Genomic DNA, 22,043 nt, shown 5'->3' with positions numbered 1-22,043 from the left:
CCCCAGCTTTTATACCTAACTTTAGCACCGCCTTCCGCACCCGGCTTCTGTAACAGCTTGTGCGACAACTTTTGTACGTTTTTTCGTATGCTCATCCCGAAAAGGCCACTGTGTGGTTCTTTTTTTGTATGATTATTCGTACAAAACTCTCCAAACGACCTGAACTTTTCTCGCATTTGTACGATTTTCGAATAAAATCCTGAGGGACGAAGGTTACCTTTACCTTTTATATGAAAAATCGTACACCTAGCGCAACTCTCAGCCAAACAAAAAAACAGACCGGGCCCAGGCTCCTTGGAGCCGATCCCGGTCGTTTCCCTAGGCTCACCCGTAGCGCCTTATTCACCCGCTCCAGCACCAGGAAGCTGCTTGACCGCTTCCAGCACCTCTTCGGCGTGGTTTTTCACCTTGACCTTCCGCCATGCCCGGGCCAGCTTGCCCTCAGCGTCGATCAGGAAGGTGGAGCGCACGATGCCTTCATATTCCCTGCCGTACATTTTCTTGAGCTGCCAGACGCCGAACAGCCTGCATACCTCATGATCCACATCCGACAGCAGCGGAAACGGCAGCTCATGTTTGGCCGCAAAGCGGCCGTGGCTCTTCAGGTCATCACCGCTGATGCCGAGAAGAACGGCGCCGTGACGTTCATAATATTCCGCCCGGTCCCGAAAATCACAGGCTTCCTGCGTACAGGCTGGTGTCTGATCTTTCGGATAGAAATAAAGAACGACCGGACGGCCCTTATAATCGCTGAGCGATATATCCGCGCCAGTACTGGACGGAAGCGTAAAATCCGGGACCAGTTGTCCCGGCTGCAGTTCATTATCTTTTTGTTCAACCATGCTTGTCCCTCCAAAGCTTTCCCTTTTTTGCAAAAACCGAAAATTGATTGTCGGTATAAAAGAAATTATAATGTAAAGATATGAAGAAACGCCATGATTGGAGCGGAAATTCCGATCTTTTTGCAGAAAGGACGAACAAGATGACAAAAAGAACGAAACGGATCACCCTTTGGTCCGTCATAGGCGTACTGGTCGTAGTGCTGGCCTTTGCCGCCTATTATTTTTTCGCCATTTACAAGCAGATCGACGATTTTAGCAAAGAAGGCGAAAATTCTCCTTTTTACCAAGTGCAGCCGAGCCACACCAAAGCGGAGGAACCTCCGAAATGGGAGGGGACCGAACGTGTTAACATTTTGCTGATGGGTGTTGACGCCCGCGGCTTGCAAAAAGGTGAAGTGCCAAGATCAGACTCCATGCTGGTCGCCTCTATTGATCCGGTTAGCAAACAAGGCTCTCTATTTTCGATTATGCGTGATACTTATGTCGATATTCCCGATCATGGTCAGGAGCGGATCAATACTGCGATTACCCACGGTCCTGATGTTGCCATGAAAACCGTATCCGATCTGCTCGGAATTCCGATTCAATATTATGTCTATACTGACTTCCAAGGGTTTATCGCGCTGGTAGACGCTGTGGGAGGCATTGATTTCGATGTTGAGAAAGATATGCACTACACCAGTGCGGCGGATGATCACCAATACGACATTGATTTGAAAAAAGGCATGCAGCATCTCGACGGAAAAACCGCGCTCGAGTATGTGCGCTTCCGTCATGATGCCCTGTCCGACTTTGCCCGCACGGAGCGGCAGCGCAATTTCCTGGCGGCCGTTGCCGATAAGCTGAAAAGCACAACGTCTATCATGAATCTGCCGACCATTTTGAACAAGGTCAACCCTTATGTCGATACTAATCTTTCCGTGACGGATATGTGGAAGCTTGCCACAGTAGGGTACAAAACCGAAATGAATGCCAGCGAGCAGATCCCGCCTATGGAACTGCTGAAGGAAGAAAACGTTGGCGGCGCTTCGGTCATTGGCATCAAAGATGAAGACGCCCTCAAGCAATACGTTCAGGATTCGCTTAACAAAACGGCGGAGCCCTCTTCCAGTCCAGACAGTCCGGACGCAAGCGGTTCGGTGGAAGATTCTTCAGCCAACAATGCTGCCTCCGGAAACTCAGGATCGGAGAACGCAGAAGCCAGTCCTACGCCATCTCCGTAAAACGGCACAGACGAAACTAAAAATTGCGATATACTAGATAACAGCGGCGGGAGCTTGAGTCCCCCGCTGTTATCGCGTTATTGCGTTACATAGAAACCAAGAGAGGAAGTTTTACCGTGAACACTCATGCTCATCGTCCTAATTCCGAGCGCCTTTACCAGGAAGCGCTCCAACATATCGTAGGCGGCGTCAACAGCCCGTCCCGTTCTTTCAAAGCCGTTGGCGGAGGTGCGCCTGTATTTATGAAGAAGGCCAGCGGAGCCCATTTCTGGGATGTGGACGACAACCGCTACATTGATTATTTGGCCGCTTACGGTCCCATCATCACCGGACATGCCCATCCGCATATTACCGAAGCCATTGCTAAAGCAGCTGCTAACGGCACGCTGTACGGCACACCAACCACCCTGGAGATCCAGCTGGCCAAAATGCTGAAGGAAGCCATCCCTTCTATGGACAAGGTCCGTTTTGTAAACTCTGGTACGGAGGCCGTCATGACGACGATCCGTGTGGCCCGCGCCTACACGAAACGCAATAAAATCATTAAATTCGCCGGGTGTTACCACGGCCATTCCGACCTGGTGCTTGTTGCCGCCGGTTCCGGCCCTTCTACGCTGGGTATCCCGGACAGCGCGGGCATTCCGACCAGCATCGCGCACGAAGTTATCACAGTGCCGTTTAACGATGCTGACGCGCTGAAGACTGCTCTGGACAAGTGGGGCAGCGACGTTGCCGCCGTTATGGTCGAGCCGATCGTCGGTAACTTCGGCATGGTCATGCCTAAGCCAGGTTTCCTTGAGGATCTTTGCCGTTTGGCTCATGAATACGGCGCGCTGGTCATTTACGACGAAGTTATTACGGCGTTCCGCTTCCACTATGGTTCCGCCCAAACATTCGCCGGGCTCAGCAACCACGAAGCGATCAAACCGGATTTGACCGCACTTGGCAAAATCATCGGCGGCGGCCTGCCAATCGGAGCTTATGGCGGCAGCAAAGAAGTCATGGAACAAGTTGCGCCGCTTGGCCCTGCTTACCAGGCCGGAACGATGGCCGGCAACCCGGCTTCCATCTCTGCCGGCATCGCCTGCCTGGAAGTGCTGCAGGGCGAAGGCGTGTACGACGAAATGAACCGCCTTGCCACCCGCCTGACAGAGGGACTTGCTTCTTCGGCGGCACAATATGGTGTTCCGCTGACGATCAATCAGATCCGCGGTTCCTTCTCGGCCCACTTCTGCAACCATCCGGTGACCAACTACGATGAAGCCCAGGATACGGACGGCGAAGCATTTGCCGCTTTCTTCCGCAACATGCTGGACCAGGGCATTAATCTTGCCCCTTCCAAATATGAAGCCTGGTTCCTGACCACGGCACATACGGATGAGGACATTGATCTTACGCTGACTGCGGCGCATGAAGCCTTCAAACGGATGGGCTCCGGTAAATAAATAAATAAATAAATAAATAAATAAATAAATAACACTCAGCGAGCTTGCGTAAACATAAACACTTCAGGATTATAACAAACGGTATCTTCTCCCTATAAAGGGAAAGAAGATACCGTTTTATTTGGATATAAACTTAAGTTTCTAGTAGTTCTCGCCACGGTAGTAACGTTCCAGCTTCCGTTCCAAATGAACCAGCTGAGCTTTCTTCATTTCTATATCGTTCAGCAGCTTTTGCTTCTGATCCTGAATCAATTTAATTCGTTCCGGCAGGGTTGAGGTTCCTTCTTCCACCTTGTCGTAATATTTTTTAATATCCTCCACGCTCATTCCGGTTTCGCGAAGGCATTTGATAAACACCAGCCAGTTCAGCTCATGCTCCGTATATAAACGGTTGTTCTGCTCGCTGCGGGCAGCCGGTTCCAGCAGGCCTTTTCTTTCATAGAAACGGATCGCGCCTACATTTAAACCGACCTCTTTCGCTACTTCTCCGATCGTCAGCATATTATCCCTCTCTTATAAAAAATTAATAGTTGACCTACACTAAGTGTAGCATAGTAACTTATAAATCGTTAAGAAAATAACAAATAACAGAAAGAGGGATTTGTCATGAAACAAACTGCTTTTGTAACTGGCGCAAATAAAGGAATTGGCTTTGAGATCGTACAACAGCTGGGTGAAGCCGGATGGAAGGTTCTGCTTGGCGCCCGTGACGCCGAACGCGGAAATGCTGCAGCAGCCGAGTTGACCTCCAAAGGGATGGATGTAGAATTTGTGCAAATTGATATGAATGACTTGACAAGCATTGAGCAGGCTGCCCGTACGATTAAGGAAAAGTATTCCGACTTAAAGCTGCTGATTAACAACGCCGGCATGCCGGGCGCGTTCTCCAGCTCTTTTACCGACACCCGGGAAGAAGATTTGCGGAACGCCTTTGAAGTGAACTTCTTCGGCACTTTCCGGCTGAACCAGCGTTTGTTCCCTTTGATCAAACAGAACGAAGGAACCGTCGTAAACGTGTCGACCGATATGGCTTCTCTGGATCACATGCAGAATGCGGAATCCACGTTAAACGCGTTCGACTATAATTCCTCGAAGACAGCCAACAATGCCATGACGCTGGCGATGGCCTATGAGGTTAGAGGCAGCAAAGCTCAAGTATTTGCAGTAACGCCAGGATTCACATCTACCGATCTGAACGGCAATGCTCCGGGCGGCAAATCCAAAGAAGCCGGTGCTGCCATTATCGTAGGTTATGCCACGGACGGTAAACGTCATAACGGCGAATTCCTGGACGCAAATGGCGTTTATGCTTGGTAATTCCCACCCATCCCCGGAAAGCGGGGGAGCAGAAAATACATGATTTGCTTTGGCCCTATTTTAACAGACGAAGAGCACCCCATCAGATGGAGTGCTCTTTCTTTTTACCTTCCTCAAGTTAAGCCCTATTCAGCTTTCACTGCATCAAAGAATTTCGTCTGCACCGTGTTCGCCGCTTCTTCAATTTGTTTCTTGCTGTCCGTACCTTTCTTCGAGAAAGCCTCCTGGATCACATTGGACATCGTTCCGTAATAATCCTGCGTGCCGTATTGGGCTTCAGGTTTGCCGTCCAGCAGAGCCAGGATGTTTGGATCATATTTGTACACATTATCGTAATTGTCGTAGATCGCTTTGGCTTTTTGGCCGAATTCGGAATCTTCTTTATAATAGTCGATCAGCTGAGGCACATAATATTTGCCGTCCTTTTGACGGTCTTTAATAATCGCTTCGGTAGCTTCAAGCCCCTTGTCGGAGAAGTAATCAAAGGTAATATAGCGGAACGCCATTTCCTGCTCGTCTTTCGTAGCGTTTGGGTTGATTACCAAATAATTGCCGCCAAGGATGCCGGTATGTTTGCCGCCAGCTTCAGCTGCAGGCATTGGGTAAGTCAGCACGTCTTCAGGTTTCATGCCCCCTTGATTCAGCGCCGGTTCGATAATATCGGCTGCACCTGCGATCACCATCGCTGCACGGCCTTCCTTAAAGGCGGCAATGGCATCGCCCCAGCCAAGCGCCCAGTCCTGCGGAATGGCATTAGCTTCCCATTTCAGCTTTTTGTAGAAATCAAGAGCCTTGACTGCTGCATCGGAGTTAAAGGTTTGCGTTACTTTGCCGCCTTCTACCTTCTCGATGTCTCCGCCGGCTTCGTACAGGAAGTTAGTCCAGTTCCAGCCCGCTTCGTTGCCTTTGCCCATCGGAGCAATGCCGGCGATGCCTTTCTTAGGCTCCGCTACCCCTTTGGCCGCATTATACATATCATCCCAGGTCCAGTCGAGCGGCGGAACGGCTACGCCTTTGGCGTCAAGCAGCTTTTTGTTCACAACCGTCGAAGTGATGTAGCCGTTTTGCGCTATGCCGTATACCTTGCCGTCCACAATAAACTGGTCTTGTAAAACCGGATTCATCTGGTCTTTGAATTCCCAATTATTGTAGAGATCGGTGATATCGGCCACCCAGCCTTTTTCGATCAGGAATTTCGCTTCGGTCGCAAAGGTGTTGTAGAAGGTTGGCGCTTCGTTGGAAGCCATCTTGATGCCGATTTCGTTCACCGAATACTGCCAGTCGTCTTTGACGATCTCCACATTCGGATAAACTTCCTGGAACCGCTTGATTTTATCGTCCTCCTGAGCCCTCATTTCCGTCAGGTCAGGCGTAGGATAATGGATTTTGATCGTCACTTTCCGGCTCGCGATATCGTCGGTGGAAGCCGAAGCGTCGCCCCCGCTGTTCGTTGAAGCGCTTGCAGGATTGTTGCTGCTGCCCGCATTGCCGGAGGCGTTATTTTTGCTGTTATTGCCCCCGCCGCACGCAGCCAGGATACTGCCGGTCATTAGCAGGCACAGAAGCACCGCCGTAAACTTGCGCATGATCATTTCCCCTTTTCGCGTATGAGTAACTTACATCCTTATCTTAGAAAAAGCCGCCCTCTATGACGATGTGCAATCTTATTCATCGTGTGTGCAGGTTTACGCTTTGATTATGGCGTATGCCGAAGATCGGCGCCTACAGCCGGGTGTTCGGACAAAGCCGAAACCTGCAGCCCCCTCAAGGGCAGCCCGGTTTCAGCCTTTGACGGCAGACATGTTGACGCCACGCATAATAAACTTCTGGAAGGCCAGGAATACGAAAATCGGCGGCACCATGACCATAAATAAAATCGCAAACTTGATGTTGGTGTTCAGCGCCCGCACGTTAATCACGTACTTGTAGATCGCAGTCGCCAGCGTATATTTGTCTTCGGTCTGCATGACCAGAGATGGCCAGAACCAGTCATTCCAGGCCGTTGAGAACGTAAAGATCGCCAGTGTAAAAATAATCGGCAGCGACAGCGGCACGGCAATCCGGAAGAAGCTCGCCACCTCGGAAGCCCCGTCGATCCGGCCCGCTTCAAAGATTTCAATATGGATGCCGTCGAAGAAATTCTTCAACAGCAGGAAGAAAAACGTATTGGCCCCGGCAGGCAGCCAGAAGGCCAGATAGCTGTTGAGCAGCCCCAGCTCCTTCAGGTTAACGAAGTTCGGGATCATGTAGCTGGAAGCCGGAATAAACAACGTCATCAGAAAGAAGAAATAAAAGGCTTTCTTAAACGGCACATTCAGCCGCGAGATGCTGAAGGCGGCCAAACCAAGAATGACAATGGTCATCACCATGTTGCCCAGGAAGATGAACACCGTATTTTTCAAGAAGCCGACCAGGTCGATGTAATTCCAGCCCTGCTTGAAATTGTCCCAATTCCACTGCTCCGGGAAAAAGTGCGGCGGAAACGAGTTGACCTCCTGATTGGATTTAAGCCCGTTAAACATCGTCATCAGGATCGGGTACAGCATCGTTACGACCATAATGACTATGAATAGAATCATAATTCCATAAACGATCCGGTTCAGCGGTTTCTTCAAATCGTGATTCGACAGTATGCCGCGTTCGTGTGTATGCTTAGCCATCTCAGTAGTCCTCCTTGCTCAGTCTGAACTGCAGAATGCCAAGCACGCCAAGTACGATAAACATCAGCACACCCAGTGCGGTTGCAGTTCCGTAATCCAAACTGGTGAAGGCATACTTGACGATCAGAAGCGCATAAGTCAAGGTCGCTTTGTTCGGACCCCCGTCCAGCATGGCCAGTTGGGCCTGATAAGCCTGGGAGGTGCCAATCAGCTGTAGAATCAGCATCAGCACGATAAGCCCCTTCATCGATGGGAGCGTAATATGACGGATACGGGCCCATACGCCTGCGCCATCGATTTCGGCCGCTTCATACCAGTCCTTCGGGATGGCGAGCACGCCGGCCAGGTAGATCAACATCGCCGATCCGAACTGCTGCCAGGTCTCCATCACCACCAGCGAGACCATGGACCACCTGCTGTCGGAGATAAACGATACGGGATCAAAGCCAAGCGTTGTCAACACTCCATTGATCGGTCCAATCGGATCATACAGCCATCTCCATAAGCCGTAGAGGACCACTCCCGGTACCACATAGGGCAGATAGGCCGCAATCCGTACAAATCCCTGGAACTTTCTAAGCTCCGAAATGGCGATCGATACGGCAATGGGAACCCAAAAGCCAATTGCAAGGCAAAGCAGCATGTAATAAAACGTATTCTTAATGGAAATCAGCACATCGCCGTCATGGAACACTTTGGCGTAGTTGTCAAAGCCGACAAACTCGTTGCCCTTGACGAAATCGACATGATAAAAACTGTACACGAACCCCTTAATAATCGGGACCCACAGAAACAGCACAAAAATAATCAAGGCCGGAACTAAAAATAAATAACCCCAAAGATGCTTCTTCCAGCGGCCGTTTCTTCTCCGGTGAACAGCGGATTCAGGTTTAATCTCCTGTTCTGCGGCAATTGCGGATTGGCCCATCTTGTCTCCCTCATTCCTCTGATGATTCTAACCGGGATTCCGGTCTCTCTAATTATTGTAGGAAATCCTGGAGGGGCCGCACATGTGCAGTTCTATGGTAATGGTAGCCTATCTTACTTCTTCATTTCGCTTGGGCTGATGCCGTAATATTTTTTGAAAATTTTGCTAAAATGCTCGGGCGACTCGTACCCGACCTTCTCGGCAATCTCGTACCGCCGCATATCGGTATGCAGGATCAGCTGCCTGCTTTCTTCCATCCGCAGCTTGATCACGTATTCCCACAGGTTGTAGCCGGTATTTTTCTTAAAGAGATAACTCAGATAGTTGGGACTGACATGGTTTTTCTTCGCCACTTCATGAATCGTCAGCCCTTTCTGGGCGTAATTCTGTTCAATATAGGCCTTCGTCTTCTCTACGATCTGGTTGCTCTGCGAATTCATCTCTTCGTCGGAAGGCTCCTGATTGTAGCCGCCCCAGTTGAAATCGCCGTAATAAAACACATAATGATCCCGGTGTTCACGGTTCCATAAGGTCGCTCTGCTAGCCTGCTTATTCAGCACATCCAGAAAAAGAAGGCCTTTGAGGATCTGGCTGATGCCGATCACGGCATGGATATGAAGAAATGTATGCAGGTTGTGGTGCAGGCTGCGTCCGATCATCTCCAGCTGATTCAGCTTGTGAACGGCCGAATCCTCGTCATCGCCTTCCTGCCACTGCAGGATGATGCTGATTTGGTCATCCTGCGAATAACAAGCTTCGAAGTTCCATTCCTGCCCCAGCAGCTCCTGAACGATATTCAGCGCGGCATACCGGAACAGCTGCAAATCCCGGTCGGTAAGCGTCTTTTGCGGATTGGCCTCCCGGCTTAATTTGACTTTAATGACGGCAAAATAAGGCCCCTCCAGCTTAAGCTGCTCCAATCCGGTCCATTGGGCTTGATGATCCTTAACGCCGGATTCTGTCTCTTGCAGCACGGCCGCCGGATTGTCCAGCAGCCGGTTGAGCAGTTTGGCCTGCTCCGGCTGCGGATCATGCATGCTGAAGTGCTCATCCAAATTCATAACGAACTGCTCCAGCTTCGGCTGCATTTTCTCCAGCTTCAGCAGGGTGCTGCGGACGGTATCGAGAAACTGTTCGCTGTTCAGCGGTTTGATTAAATAATCTTTGGCGCCGAGCCGGATGGCCATCTGGGCGTACTGAAAAGTTTCATGCGCTGAAATAATAATGGCCTGAAGCTGCGGTTTTACCAGTTTGGCCTGCTGCATCAGTTCGATGCCGCTCATCGAGCCCATCTGAATGTCGGTAATCAACAGGTCGACTTCTTCCATGCGGATATAATCCAGAGCCTCGTGTCCGCTGCTGGCGGTGAAAATCTGTTCAATGTCGAGCCCCGAGGTAGCCAGCAGGTTCTGCAGCCCCCGGCAAATTAAGGGTTCATCATCCACAATTAACAGGTTATACATCTTGATCCTCTCCTTCTGCTTGGCTCGAATGCTTCGGCAGCAGCATTTCCACGACCGTTCCCCCACCTTCCCGCGGCCGGTAGGACAGCCCGAACGGTTCGCCGAAATGCAGACGAATGCGCTGCTGTACATTGCGAATGCCATAGCCTAACGAATGGTCCGGGTTCTCGTCATAAAGCAGCTTCTCCAGCGCTTCGAAATCAACTTTCTTATAGCCGTTATCTTCGATGCGAATCACAACCCGATCCTCCCGCTCATATGTCGAAACCACGATTTCGCCGTCTTCACCCATATGCTTCACACCATGAATCATCGCATTCTCGATCAGCGGCTGCAGCGTAACCTTCGGAATCAGCGTGCCGCGTACGTCAGGCTGGTTATCAAGCTGCCAGCTCACCCTGCACCCATATTCATAACGATGCTCCTGCAGCTTGACATAAGCGCGCGCGTGCTCAAGCTCCTCTTCCAGCGTGATCAGCTCGCGTCCCCGGCTCAAGCTGATCTTCATCAGCTTGGAGAGCTCTTTGATCATTTCAGCCGATTCATGGCTGCCTTCCAGTTCGCTTTTCCAATAAATACTCTCCAGCGTGTTGTACAGCAAATGCGGATTGATCTGCTGGTATAGAATCTGCAGCTGAGCTTCCCTCTGCCGGATCTCCATTTCGTACTGATTGCGGACCATGCCGTTCAGGCGGCTGGCCATCTCATACGTAGAGCGGATCAGGATGCCCACCTCATTGTCTTTGCTGTTGTCCGGCAGTTTGGGAACGGGACCGCCAGGCTCATACCTCCGCACGAAAAAAGCCAGCTTCTGCAGCGGTGTCATCAGCGCCCGCCAGAAATAAGTGATCAGCACAAACACGGCAAATGCGTACACCAGCGAAATCAGCTGCATGACGTGTTTGATTTCTTTTTGCTGCTGCAGCAGGGACTTGGTCGGAATTTGATAAACCAGCTTCTGGCCCAAATAATGATTATAATTCATGACATAAATGAAATCGGACGTTATGACATCGACAACGCCTTCCCCTTTGCTCGGCGGAGAGACCTCCTGCGGCAGATCCAGCATGGTGTTCGTCTCGTCGGTCGTACTGGCCAGCACCCGATTGTCCCAGTCCGTCAAATAGATATTGCCCTCGAGCAGCGATACGTTGCGGAAAGCTTCGTTGAACTTATCGTTCATGCGGGTGACGACAAGCACGCCGATGGTTCCTCCCTGTGAAATATTATTGATCGCCCGGACGTAACCCAGCGTCTGCTCTTTCGGACTGTAGGGGGAAAGCTGGTCGAGAATGCGCAGATAACCGTTGCCTTTCTTCGCCACGGCTTCATCGTACCAGTCCGGCTTCTCGTCTTCTGTGAAGAAATAAACCCCGGCCTTGCGGACCTCCGGGTAATTGGGTGCAAACGAATAATAATTGTTCGGGTCATAAATATAGAGCGAATAATAATTGGGCTCCCGCCCGTTGGCGGCCTGGGAGTAACCGGCCAGCGTGTTTTCCAGCTTGATGTAGGTGCTCAGCCTGGAGAGAATGCTGTCCTTCCCGTTCATGTCAATCTGCTGCAGCAGCGGGTTTTGGATCACGGTCGACGTAATTTTGTTGATCGATTCCGTGTCCCTGTTGATGAGGATAAAGTTCTGTTTGTTCAGTTCGATGTAGGCGTTGGTCACATGCCTTTTGAGCACGTTTTCCGTCTTCCAGCTCCCGTAGCTGAACAGTACGAACAGGGGCACGCCCAGCACCAGAAACAGAAGAAACAGTTGCTGCTTAACCGTCAGGCTCCCCAGTGGATTCCGGTGTTTCTTCTTGGGCGGATCCCCGGAATTCCGAAGCCGATCCTCCAGTTGATTCCGGGGACTCCGGCCGGGATTTATAGGTAAATGCACGGGATGGCCTCCTTTCGGGCAGGGGGATGTAAACGCATTCAGTAATCCTCTAGCATCATATTCTCCCTGCAGAGGAAGTTATCCTTCCCCCTGCCGATTTCTCCACCGGAAAAGGAAAAGCCGCAAGCGGGTGTCCCCTCCTGCACGGAGCGAAGGATTGCTTGCGGTTTTCCTGCGGGACAATTCCCTAGAGCCTTGAAGAATCCAATAGGCAAACCTTCCGAAAAAGAGTCCAACCTCCCCGCTTTATTGGCTGTCCGCCAAAAGCTCAAAGATGCCGGCCACCACCTGATCCGCCTCCCCCAGCACCTCCGGACGTCCGATGCCCACGATGCCGGTGCCTGCCGCTTTGGCAGCCGCAACGCCGGCGGCGGCGTCTTCAAAGACGATACACTCCTGCGGCGCCAAACCCAGCTCCCGGCAGGCGGTGAGGAAAACCTCTGGATCCGGTTTGGCTTTAGAGACTTTGGTGCCGTCCACCACGGCATCAAACAAACCGGCGATCCCGAGCCGCTCAAGAATAAACGCGGCGTTTTTGCTTGCCGAGCCGAGGGCGATTTTAACCCCCTGCTCCCGGAGGCCGGTCAGATATTCCCTTACGCCGGGCAAAAGCTCGGACTGCTCGAGTTTGGAGATATACTCCACATATTTGGCGTTTTTGGATTCGGCCAGCTTCTGCTGCTCCTCCTCCGGCAGCTCCAGCCCACCAACCTCCAGCAGGATCCGAAGCGATTCCATCCGGCTGACCCCTTTCAGCCTTTCGTTATCCTGCTCCGTAAATTCAAACCCGAGCTGGGCGGCCAGCTCCCGCCAGGCCAAAAAATGATATTTAGCCGTATCGACGATCACCCCGTCCAGATCGAAGATGGCTCCTTTCATATGTTCCAGCATGTTTATTCTCTCCCCCTATAAAGTTAGAAAAATAGTTAAGCAAGGAACGGCGGGGCTCCGGCCGCCGCCTTAACGGCCACTATCAGCTCGGAGCCGCCCGCGAGAAGCTCATGCCGCTGGCCAAAGACACTGACAGTTAGGGCGGAAGCAGCTCCCGGAATGGCTGGCAGCAGTCCGCCTGCAGCCTCATATTCCACGGACGCCGCAGTCGCCTCCGGCTCTTGTCCCGCCTGCCCCTTCTGTGCCGGTTCTGGAGCTGAAGCTGAAAGGGAGCGGAGCTTCACCTCTCCGGCCGATACGTGCACGCGCAAAGACTGCCCTTGTACGTTCAGTGTAAATTCGATCGCCTTCCACCCGGAGGGCAGGGACGGGCGAATCTGCAGCAGTCCCGGCTCCACATGGATGCCGGCAAATCCTTGTACCGCCGCCATCCATGCCCCGCCGTTTGCCGCCGGATGGGTGCCGCCGATGTACAGGTCCCCGACGTACTGCTTCGAGTCACCGGTCAAATCGATTGTGGCAGTCCGCATGAAATACGGATAAGCCCAATCCGGCGAGCCGGTATCGGCGGCGACCAGCGCATAAACGCAGGGACTGAGGCTGGAGCCGTGTTCGGTCCGGGGCTCATAATAGTCCCAGTTGGCTTTTTTGACCGTTTGGCTGAACTCTTCCTTGAACAGATGCAGCATCAGGACGACATCGGCCTGTTTGATGATCTGCGTTGTGGTCGCCAGCCCGTTGCCGCCGCCCCAATATTCGCTCGGGTGCAATACCCGTTTCTTCAGATCGGCAAGGGATACGTCCTCCAGCTTGAAATAACCGTCAAACTGCTCAATGACTGAAGTCTCCGCATCAGGCTCCGGAACGTATAAACCGTCATGCAGCCCGCGGATTTTCTCCACCGTAATCGCCGCGTCAGCGCCGCCCGTAACGGCCGCATGAAGCTCAGGATTCCGTTTGCTGAGCAGTTCCTCCGTTTGTAGCGCAATGCTTAAAGCCTTTTTCACCAACCGGTTCGTAAAGGCGTTATTGTTCACCCGCTCATGATATTCATCCGGACCTGTCACGTCCAGAATTTCATATCGCTCCCGGTAAACGTTGTAGTAGGCATAAGAATAATAGAAACGGGCCACCTCCCAGATGACCTCCGCGCCGCCTTCCATCAGCAGACGGTCGTCCCCCGTATGAAGGTAATACTGCCAAATGCCGTGCACCACGTCGGCGCTGATATGGACCTGCTTGTCGCGGAAATAAGTCCGCATGGGCCGTCCGGTGAAAACATCGTTCACATTAAAAAGCGTGCAGGCATCGTCGCCGCTGTCCTGGCTCTCCCAGGCGTAAAAAGCCCCCTGGAAGCCGTATTCCGCCGCCTTCCGTTTCGCGCCCGGGAGCGTATGCACCCGGTACATCATCAAATTGCGCGCCACCTCCGGCCGGGTCAGGAGAAAAAAGGGCAGCATAAACATCTCCGTGTCCCAAAACACGGCCCCCTTGTAAACCTGGCCCGACAATCCGCGGGCCGGGATGGACACCCGCTCCGAATCGCCCGGCGCGATGATCAGCAGCTGATACAGGCTGTAGCGCAGGCCAAACTGGGCTTCTTCATCGCCTTCGATCAACACGTCGGCCCGTTCCCACTCACGGTTCCAGCATGCGGCATGCTCCTCCAGAAGACGGTTATAACCGTCCCGGGCAGCTTGGAGGCTGGACTGCATGGCAGCTTCTCCGGGCGTCAAAACCTCCGGCTGATCCTGCGCCTCCTGGCGGATGGGCCGGATTTGCCCGTTTTGCCAGGTTTCCCCGTTTGCCCAAACTCCCCCTGCGGGTTCCATTCCGCCTGCGGGTTCCAGCTCGTGATGCAGGGATACGTATTTCGTCCAGCTGTAAGTTTCCCCCGCCCTGCAGGTGAAGGAAATTCGACGGAAAATACTGCTGCTGGCACCGCTGAAGGTATCTGCGTTGCCAACCGGACTGGCACCGCCAACCTGGCTTGCGCCTTCGACCGGGCCTATACCTCCAAACGGGCCTGCCTCCCCGACCGCCAGTTCGATTTCCTGGCGGTGCTCAAAATCAAACACCGCCGTCTCGGCCACGGCGACCCCGACGCCGAGCTCCTGGGTCCGGGCTGTCACTACGAGACAGCCCGCCGTCTCCTTCACGGCCCAATCCTCCAGATGCGGGCCGTTGATGTCCCACACGTCACCGTCAATGCCGGTGACGATGACGATCTCGCAGTCTTCCTCGGCCGTCAGACTGCACTTCGCAGCCAGCAGGTCCAGCCGCTTGGCGCTTGCGAAACGCTGCGCCTCAAACGTCACGCGGCTTCCCCCGGCTGCGGCGAACACCGTGCGGCGGTCATGCACCGCCGCCTTCAGATCCAGCTGCTGGCTGTGCTCCAGCACGCTATTCCCTTCCTGCACACTCAGCAGTACGTCATCCGCATAAATCCTCGTGTGCAGCCCGTTCGGCAGGTTCACCGGCTCCCGCCACCTGCCTGCCGCCTGATCGTACAGGCCCGCCGGAATAACGGCGGCCAGTTCCTTTTTCCCGAACTCCTCCAGCGTGCCTCTGTAACCGTACCGCCCGTTGCCGATCATAAACTTGCTGCCGTTCGTGGCGGTCCGCTCCGGATCAAACCCGGTTTCCTTCACTATCCAGCTCATGTTCTAACTCCCTCCCTGACGTCTCCCCGGGTTTACCCCGGCTGCCCGCTTTTTAAAGCTACAGTTACGCCTGCGGCATCAACCCTGCAGCTTTGCCCGTAGACCTGAACGGCGACGGCTTCGCCTTCCAAAGCCTGCATGCGCACCTCGTCTTTCGTAACCTGAACAGCGATGACGGTGTCCCGGTACGTAATGCGGAAGCTGTAGCTGCTCCACGGCTCCGGAATCGTCGGCTGGAACAACAGCTCCGGTCCGTCGGAACGCATGCCCCCAAAGCCGTAGACGATGTTCATCCAGGCCGCGGCAATGGACGTGGTGTGCAGTCCCTCCCGGGTATTCCGGTTGTAGTTGTCAAGATCAAGCCGGGTAGCGAATTCGAAGAACTTGTAAGCCTCCTCATGCCGGCCTATTTCCGCAGCCAGGATGGAATGGACCGACGGCGACAGCGACGATTCATGAATGGTTTTCGGCTCATAAAATTCATAGTTGGCCCGTTTCTCCTCCAGGCTGAAGGACTGGTTGTGCAGCAGCAGGAACATCAGCACATCCGGCTGCTTGATCATGTCGTACCGGTAGATCCGGTCATACGACCAATTCGAATACAGCGGGAAATCCGTGACCGGAATGTCCTGAATCTCGATATGCGGCATATCAAAAAAGCCGTCATGCTCCTCATAAACGCCGGTAGAATCGTCTTTCGGGATTTTCATATGGTCAGCGAGCCGCCGCCATTCCGACAGCTCCTCTTCCTGCAGTCCCAAACGTTCGGCAAGCTCGGCCCACTGCTGCGGCACCTCGCGTTTCATTTCTTCCGCAACTTCGAGGGTGTATTCGAACAGCTTTTTCGCCATGTAATTCGTGTAGGCATTATTGTTGACCATAAGCTGGAATTCGTCCGGCCCCATGACACCGTAATAACCAAACTGCCCTGACTTCTGGCCCCATTGGCCTCTGGTCCGGTAGAAACGGCTGATCTGCAGCAGCATTTCCGCCCCTTTTTCATATAAAAACGGTTTGTCGCCCACGATCTTCTCATAACGCCAAAGGCCGTAAGCAATCGCCGTTCCGACATGAAGCTGGAGATTGGAATGCTGCCATAAATCGCAGCTTTCGGTGCCGTCAATTGTAGCAATCGGGTAAAAAGCCCCTTCGCAATCTACCTCTTTAGCCCGTTCCAGCGCTTGCGGCAGGGATTGGTAGCGGAATTCAAGCAAGCTTTTGGCCGCCTTCGGGTTGTTGAATATATAAAACGGCAGGCAGTAGGACTCCGTATCCCAGAAGGCCAAGCCGCGGTACGCCTCGCCCGTCAGCCCTTTGGCCCCGATGTTGAAGCCCGGATGATCCCCGTGATAGGTCTGCACAAGCTGGAAAATGCAAAAACGGATGCCCTGCTGGTTGTCCGGATCCCCTTCAATCTGAATGTCCGATGTCTCCCAGACGTGAGCCCAATAAGTGCGCTGCTCTTCCATCAGTTCGTCCAGGGTCAAGCTGTTCAGCGCATCCGCCGCTTCGCTGCCGCTTGTCCAGACCTCCTCGTCGGACCTGCCGGTCTGTTTGTCGGTTACATTGCTGACCAGCTTGTCAAACACAGCCTCTTTGCCCTGCTCCAGCTGGAGCTCCAGCGCCAGTCCGATATATTTTTCTTCTTCTTCAGGCACGGCGTTCGCGATTTGATCGGAGTGGACGGCAAAGGCCGAATACAACCGGTTGCCCGTGGTGAGCGTTGCCCCCAAAAGACTGCCGGCAAGGTCTTTCTCCGACCCCGGCGCTTTGCGGATTACCCGCCACAGATTTTTGCCCTGATCCTCGTGGAGGATCGAGAAATCAAGCCCCGTACGCAGCTGAACCGTTCCCGAAAAATTCACCGGCACAAGCGTAATCCGCTGGCCGCCTACCTGGGCGCGGGTCATGCTGACGAGCCGTTCAAAGCGCAGCTTCAGTATTTTCCCGCTGTTTGTATGCCAGGTTAATTCCCGGGTGTACAGCCCTGTGCGAAAATCCAGCTTTCGCCGGTAATCCGTAAATTTTGATTCGGAGAGATCCAGGGTTTCCCCGTCCACCGTTAAACGCGTGTACAGCCAATCCACCGAATTGACCATATAACGCAGCGATCTGATAATACCTTTATAATGGGCCGCGATCTCCATTTGCTCGAACAGCCCGTTGAAATAGCTGCCCAGCAGCGTATCCCCTCCATAACCTTCCTCCGCGTATCCACGCACGCCCATATATTCATTGCTGAGCGAAAAAATCGATTCAGACACCCGGCTGCGCGCCGGATCAAACCCTTCCTCGATCACTGCCCACGGGTCGACCTGCAAATATCTGTCCGCCGCTTTCGGCATACCTCCAACATCTCCTTATCCGGTATTCGCGGCAAGCCGGCTGCGGCTTGCTCCTTCCCTGAGCATAGCCGATCGGACACTCCTTCCAAAGGTGCGGGGCTAATGAACTTATGTGCATTCCTACTTGATTGCATGGGCAAACCGCAAAAAGACCGCCCCTGCCAGGGACGGTCCATAATTATCTTGCACGATCGACATGATCGACAATTAAAAATTAATAAATGCCGTTTTCATCTTCGGGCTGTACTGCACGTCAAAGCCAAGTCCGTTTGCCAGCAAAGCGAGCGGTACGTACGTTTTCGAATTGACGCCAACTTTATTCAGGAAAGCCGGAGCAGATGTCGCTACTTTGGTTCCGTTCACCTGGATGGTGGAAGAGCCGATCGGAATAACGACTGTGCGTCCGGACAAAGTGACAGTAACCGTACTTGTTTTGCTGTTCCATTTCGAGACTGCATGGGTAGCCTGCACGATATCGCCGATGGCCACAAAAGTTTGCCCGTTCTTCAAAATCGGTTTGTTCGCCGAATTCCATTCCTGGCCGCCGATCACGATTGAAATCGGCTCCTTGCCGGCAGCTGCCGCAGTCTGGCGGTATTCGCCCCAAATGACCCCGGCAAATACTTTGGCAATCGCCTCATAGCCGGCTTGCTGCGGATGGATATCCCCTTCGAGAATATGCGTGTAGCTCATTTCGCTGCCGACAAAAGCTGCTGCAACATGGGCGGCTTTTACCGGTCCCGTCGCCGTGTTGGTTTGGGCTACAACTTGATCCACGGTAGACGTGTACAAAGCCGCTGCCTGCTCCAGCTTGTCGTAGTCGGCCTTCCCGGCAATCGCCGGTACCGGCTGGTATTGGTCGGCAAGGACGATCAGCGCCTGCGGATTAACCGTACGCAAATGCCCGATCGTTTCTATGATGTTAGCCGAATAATCCGCCAGCAGCGTTTTGACCTTGGTTTCCAAATCGTTTGCTGCCAGCGTCTTAACTTCTGACAGCAGCGGTTTGATATCATTGCCGCCGATTGTAATCACAATGAGATCGGCATCCGCCACATCTGATTTCGCCTGAGCGATGCCCGAAGCAAACTTGGCAATCCGCGGATCGGAGACGCCTGGTTGAATAGCGTCGGCCGCAACGGCCGTGCCCGCTTCAATAGCTCCCGTATAGTTGGCCAAACCTTCGCTCGTCAGGCCCAGAATTCCGTCATTCACCAGCTCCGCCCGTCCATGGAACAAAGCCTGCTCCTTCAGCCGCTCGGCGTATCCGTATACAGCAGGATTCGTTTGAGCAGCCATCGCCGGTTCATATCCCGCGGTCACCGAATCCCCGAGAGCAACGATCTTATAAACGCTGCCTGCCTGGGCTGCCGCCCCCGCCTGAATCGGCAAAGCCAGCACCGCTGCCAGCAGCAGCCCGCCTAATACCTTGCCCGTTTTTCTTCTACCCGCTATTCCCTTCATCCTCTTACCCACACTCCCTTTTATTTTGAAATTGATTCCTATGCAGCGTTTATCATCCAGTGAGGAAAATTGTACTTGCCGACCGGCTTCAGCGTCAATAGCCTGCCTCGGATCCTTGCACGAAATGAATTCCCCGTTGCCAAGCCAAACAGCCGAATTCCAGCCCATACCAAAAAAACCCCCGGTTTGCTCGGAGGTTTGAGGTTGATCTGAAGCCGGCTTTCCCTGATGCCCTTAGGCTTCATCCAATTCTTCTATATTTGGTTGAATAGGCTGTTATTCTTCAGCATCAACATTCTTGTTCCTTGTCTTGGCTTGAGAAGACGGTTCTACATATTTATCGTACCGTCCGTCGATCTCTTTAGCCATGCTGCGAAATTTGATCGTTTCCTCCACGATCGGGTCAAACGTCGTCTGAATCCGCACTTCATAACGGGGAGACAGCCGTTTGCGGCCTTCTTCCTGACGGTCAGTCTCCTCTAGTTCCCCTTCGGTTAACAGCTCGGACAACTTCTCTTCCAGGTTCTTGTCCTTCTCATTGTCCATAGGATGACCTCCTTATCTCAGCAAAAAAATGAAAGGTTAGATCCCTATACCTCTTACCCGCTGAACCAGTCTCCGCTAACAGAAATGAAACCGGACCGTTCCTTCGCTCCCCACTGTAATCCGGAAGCTACAGCCCGGTCGCTCCGGATGCTTCCAGCGATTGCAGCAGTTCCTGATGAATCAAACCATTGGTCGCTGCCAGATGACGGGTTTGCAGGCTGAATGCGCCGCCTTGGGTATCCGTCACCTTGCCGCCCGATTCCGTTACCAACAGTACGCCGGCTGCAATATCCCAAGCATTCAGACCTACCTCGTAATAACCGGTCAACCGCCCGGCTGCCACGTATGCCAACTGCAGCGCTGCTGAACCCATCGTTCTCAAACTTCTTGTCTGCGTGGCCAAAGCCGTGATGCCTTTCATGTTAAGCGGCAGCGCAAAATTCCGGTCCGGGTTATACCCGACTGCCATCAGACTGTCTGACAAAGCCGCTTCTTTGGAGACGGCCATCGGGTTGCCGTGAACATAGGCGCCTTTGCCTTTCTCCGCCACAAACATCTCGTCATGCATCGGATCATAAATGACGCCCAGCATCAGTTCGCCCTTCACCGCAAGAGCGATGGACACACAGAAATAAGGATTGCCATGCACAAAGTTGGTTGTACCGTCAATCGGATCCACAATCCAGAGATATTCGGAATCCGCATAGCCGGCCACCGCTTTGGCCGATGCTTCCGCGCCGGGCTCGACGCTTTCTTCACCCAGAAAATCATGGTCCGGAAAATGGGTCTGAATCAGCTTGCGGATCATGACTTCTGCGCCTTTATCCACTTCTGTTACCAGATCCTGCGGGGAGGTTTTGGTATCCAATTGTTTATAAATGCCCACTCGGCTCTTAATCCATTCTCCCGCTTTGGCTGCCGCATTAATGGCAACCGCGGTGTAAGACTTGCTGCCCACAACAAAGGCGGGTTTCTTATTGTCTTCCAACCTAGATCCCTCTACTTTCTATAGCAATCTACTTGTCTGTTCCTGTTAGAATACGTATGGGACGAAATAAAGTTGCGCCATTTTACCAAAAAAAGGCTATTATAACTAACTTAACCCATACCGTACCTTTTAAATACATCCGATTGGCAAGGCCTCTTTGAACGAACTTATGTTGTCCATTTATATTGTATAAGAAAATAGTTGAGGTTAAAAGAACAAAGCCGCCTTTCGGAGCTTTAAGCCATATTGGAATAAACCAAAATAGAGCTGTCCTGATTTCAGGACAACTCATTTGGCAACGATAAACTAACATAATTAACTAACATTAAAGGAAGACCGCCGCTTCAGCCTTAATTGCTCGTTCTCCTTACCCGGAAATCCTGACAGAGGCTCTGTCGAGAATTTCAACGCCGTCCCCCTGATAATGGGACAGCTCGTCCATCAAAGCGAATAATGCCCCATCCTTCAGCTTCGCTTCCAGCATAACGTCAACCTCTTCCGTAACGGAAGCGATACTCCGCAGGAAATCCAGCAGCGGCCCCGCCTCCACCCCGTCGGCATGGCTGCGGCGGTCGGTTTCGCTTTTCGGGCTTGAGGCGTGAATCTTGGGCGGCAGCGGACGGTCCGCTGGTGAATCGGCCTGCGCATAGTCCGATTCCCAGGTGCGCAGAATCCGCGGCCATAACTCGCTAGGAGTCTCCCCCTGATTGTTGACCCACTGATGATGAATATCGAGCACCATCGGCAAGGACAGCCGTTCACACATTTCAAGCGTTTCAATTGCATCGAAGGTTTTATCGTCATTCTCCAGCGTCAGGCGGCGCTTGAACGATTCGGGCAGCTTCACCGCCGCTTCGGCAAAACGTTCTCCGGCAGAGGGTTTGTCCCCATAGGCACCGCCGATGTGGATGTTGTTTTTAGCCCGGCAGTCCAGCCCCATGGCTTCAAACATGTCCACATGGTACCGCAAATCCCGGATGGAGCTTTCCAGCACCTCGGGACGCGGCGTGCTCAGCACGGTAAAGTGATCCGGATGGAACGAAAGCCGCATCTGATGTTCCCGCGCGTAATCCCCAACCTCGCGGAAGGAGTCCGCAAGGGCAGCAAACGGATTCCAGTCCACCAGATCCGGATGGGTAGCGAGCGGAATCAGCTTGGAGGTTAGCCGATAAACGTGAACATCATTGTAGGTGCAGTGCTTCAGGAGCCTCAGCGTATTATGCAGATTTTCGGCCGCGATATGCTCCAGCTTGCGCAGAGCCGCTTCACGGTCAGCCAGCTTGGCGAAGCTTTTTAAAGTCATCGTTCTCGAAGGCGACACGCCTTTCATGACCTCCGCTGTCGACATCGCCACAAATCCTAAACGTACAATCATATTCG

General features: G+C 52.9%; 17 protein-coding genes. 3 read left to right on the top strand and 14 right to left on the bottom strand.

The features are described from left to right. Positions 1 to 338: 338 nt before the first annotated feature. Positions 339 to 842, bottom strand: coding sequence for a thioredoxin-dependent thiol peroxidase (gene bcp / locus CBE73_RS17275; RefSeq protein WP_094095284.1), 504 nt, complete (start codon positions 840 to 842; stop codon positions 339 to 341). Between the two features lie 140 nt (positions 843 to 982). Here bcp and CBE73_RS17270 point away from each other — a divergent pair, with 140 nt between their 5' ends. Both CBE73_RS17270 and CBE73_RS17265 read left to right on the top strand, forming a co-directional pair. Then, entirely contained in the window at positions 983 to 2,065 is a 1,083-nt protein-coding gene (locus CBE73_RS17270; protein WP_094096383.1) for an LCP family protein, read from the top strand. Positions 2,066 to 2,181: 116 nt separating this feature from the next. Further along, positions 2,182 to 3,510: a glutamate-1-semialdehyde 2,1-aminomutase gene (locus CBE73_RS17265; RefSeq protein WP_094095283.1), complete on the top strand. Its 1,329-nt coding sequence runs from the start codon at positions 2,182 to 2,184 to the stop codon at positions 3,508 to 3,510. Positions 3,511 to 3,651: 141 nt separating this feature from the next. Here CBE73_RS17265 and CBE73_RS17260 read toward each other — a convergent pair whose 3' ends face one another. Next, positions 3,652 to 4,011, bottom strand: a complete 360-nt coding sequence (locus CBE73_RS17260; protein ID WP_094095282.1) for a MerR family transcriptional regulator — start codon at positions 4,009 to 4,011, stop codon at positions 3,652 to 3,654. Between the two features lie 105 nt (positions 4,012 to 4,116). On the opposite strand from CBE73_RS17260, the gene CBE73_RS17255 reads away from it, so the two are divergent. Further along, positions 4,117 to 4,827: an SDR family NAD(P)-dependent oxidoreductase gene (locus CBE73_RS17255; RefSeq protein ID WP_094095281.1), complete on the top strand. Its 711-nt coding sequence runs from the start codon at positions 4,117 to 4,119 to the stop codon at positions 4,825 to 4,827. A 125-nt stretch (positions 4,828 to 4,952) separates the two neighbouring features. Here the strand turns inward: CBE73_RS17255 and CBE73_RS17250 are convergent, their stop codons facing one another. The 12 genes from CBE73_RS17250 to uvsE all read right to left on the bottom strand — a co-directional run bounded on the left by CBE73_RS17250 (position 4,953) and on the right by uvsE (position 22,038). Continuing rightward, entirely contained in the window at positions 4,953 to 6,413 is a 1,461-nt protein-coding gene (locus tag CBE73_RS17250) for an ABC transporter substrate-binding protein (RefSeq protein ID WP_094095280.1), read from the bottom strand. A 195-nt stretch (positions 6,414 to 6,608) separates the two neighbouring features. Next, the gene (locus CBE73_RS17245; RefSeq protein ID WP_094095279.1) at positions 6,609 to 7,487 is read right to left on the bottom strand and encodes a carbohydrate ABC transporter permease; all 879 of its coding nucleotides are present in this window, start codon (positions 7,485 to 7,487) and stop codon (positions 6,609 to 6,611) included. A gap of 1 nt (position 7,488) precedes the next feature. Next, the gene (locus CBE73_RS17240) at positions 7,489 to 8,415 is read right to left on the bottom strand and encodes a carbohydrate ABC transporter permease (protein WP_094095278.1); all 927 of its coding nucleotides are present in this window, start codon (positions 8,413 to 8,415) and stop codon (positions 7,489 to 7,491) included. Positions 8,416 to 8,528: 113 nt separating this feature from the next. After that, positions 8,529 to 9,878, bottom strand: a complete 1,350-nt coding sequence (locus tag CBE73_RS17235; RefSeq protein WP_094095277.1) for a response regulator — start codon at positions 9,876 to 9,878, stop codon at positions 8,529 to 8,531. Next, on the bottom strand, positions 9,871 to 11,766 hold the full coding sequence (locus CBE73_RS17230) for a cache domain-containing sensor histidine kinase (protein WP_373286401.1): 1,896 nt from the start codon (positions 11,764 to 11,766) through the stop codon (positions 9,871 to 9,873). The genes CBE73_RS17235 and CBE73_RS17230 overlap by 8 nt, the downstream gene beginning before the upstream one ends. Before the next feature lie 246 nt (positions 11,767 to 12,012). Beyond that, a complete protein-coding gene (gene pgmB, locus CBE73_RS17220; RefSeq protein WP_094095275.1) occupies positions 12,013 to 12,657 on the bottom strand; it encodes a beta-phosphoglucomutase in 645 nt (214 codons plus the stop codon). A gap of 35 nt (positions 12,658 to 12,692) precedes the next feature. Beyond that, positions 12,693 to 15,320, bottom strand: a complete 2,628-nt coding sequence (locus tag CBE73_RS17215; RefSeq protein ID WP_094095274.1) for a glycosyl hydrolase family 65 domain-containing protein — start codon at positions 15,318 to 15,320, stop codon at positions 12,693 to 12,695. A gap of 32 nt (positions 15,321 to 15,352) precedes the next feature. Further along, entirely contained in the window at positions 15,353 to 17,665 is a 2,313-nt protein-coding gene (locus tag CBE73_RS17210) for a glycoside hydrolase family 65 protein (RefSeq protein ID WP_094095273.1), read from the bottom strand. A gap of 207 nt (positions 17,666 to 17,872) precedes the next feature. Beyond that, positions 17,873 to 19,129, bottom strand: a complete 1,257-nt coding sequence (locus tag CBE73_RS17205) for a stalk domain-containing protein (RefSeq protein ID WP_174704762.1) — start codon at positions 19,127 to 19,129, stop codon at positions 17,873 to 17,875. 276 nt (positions 19,130 to 19,405) lie between these two features. Continuing rightward, positions 19,406 to 19,675, bottom strand: a complete 270-nt coding sequence (locus CBE73_RS17200; RefSeq protein WP_094095271.1) for a hypothetical protein — start codon at positions 19,673 to 19,675, stop codon at positions 19,406 to 19,408. Between the two features lie 127 nt (positions 19,676 to 19,802). Then, positions 19,803 to 20,663, bottom strand: coding sequence for an inositol monophosphatase family protein (locus CBE73_RS17195; protein ID WP_094095270.1), 861 nt, complete (start codon positions 20,661 to 20,663; stop codon positions 19,803 to 19,805). Between the two features lie 367 nt (positions 20,664 to 21,030). Continuing rightward, complete coding sequence (gene uvsE / locus CBE73_RS17190) at positions 21,031 to 22,038, bottom strand: UV DNA damage repair endonuclease UvsE (RefSeq protein ID WP_094096381.1); 1,008 nt, start codon at positions 22,036 to 22,038, stop codon at positions 21,031 to 21,033. Positions 22,039 to 22,043 lie beyond the last annotated feature (5 nt).

Origin of the sequence: Paenibacillus physcomitrellae (assembly GCF_002240225.1) — a bacterium.
GTDB lineage: Bacteria > Bacillota > Bacilli > Paenibacillales > Paenibacillaceae > Fontibacillus > Fontibacillus physcomitrellae.
Note: the sequence above shows the minus strand (reverse complement) of the source record. Positions and strands in the feature narration are given on the sequence as shown.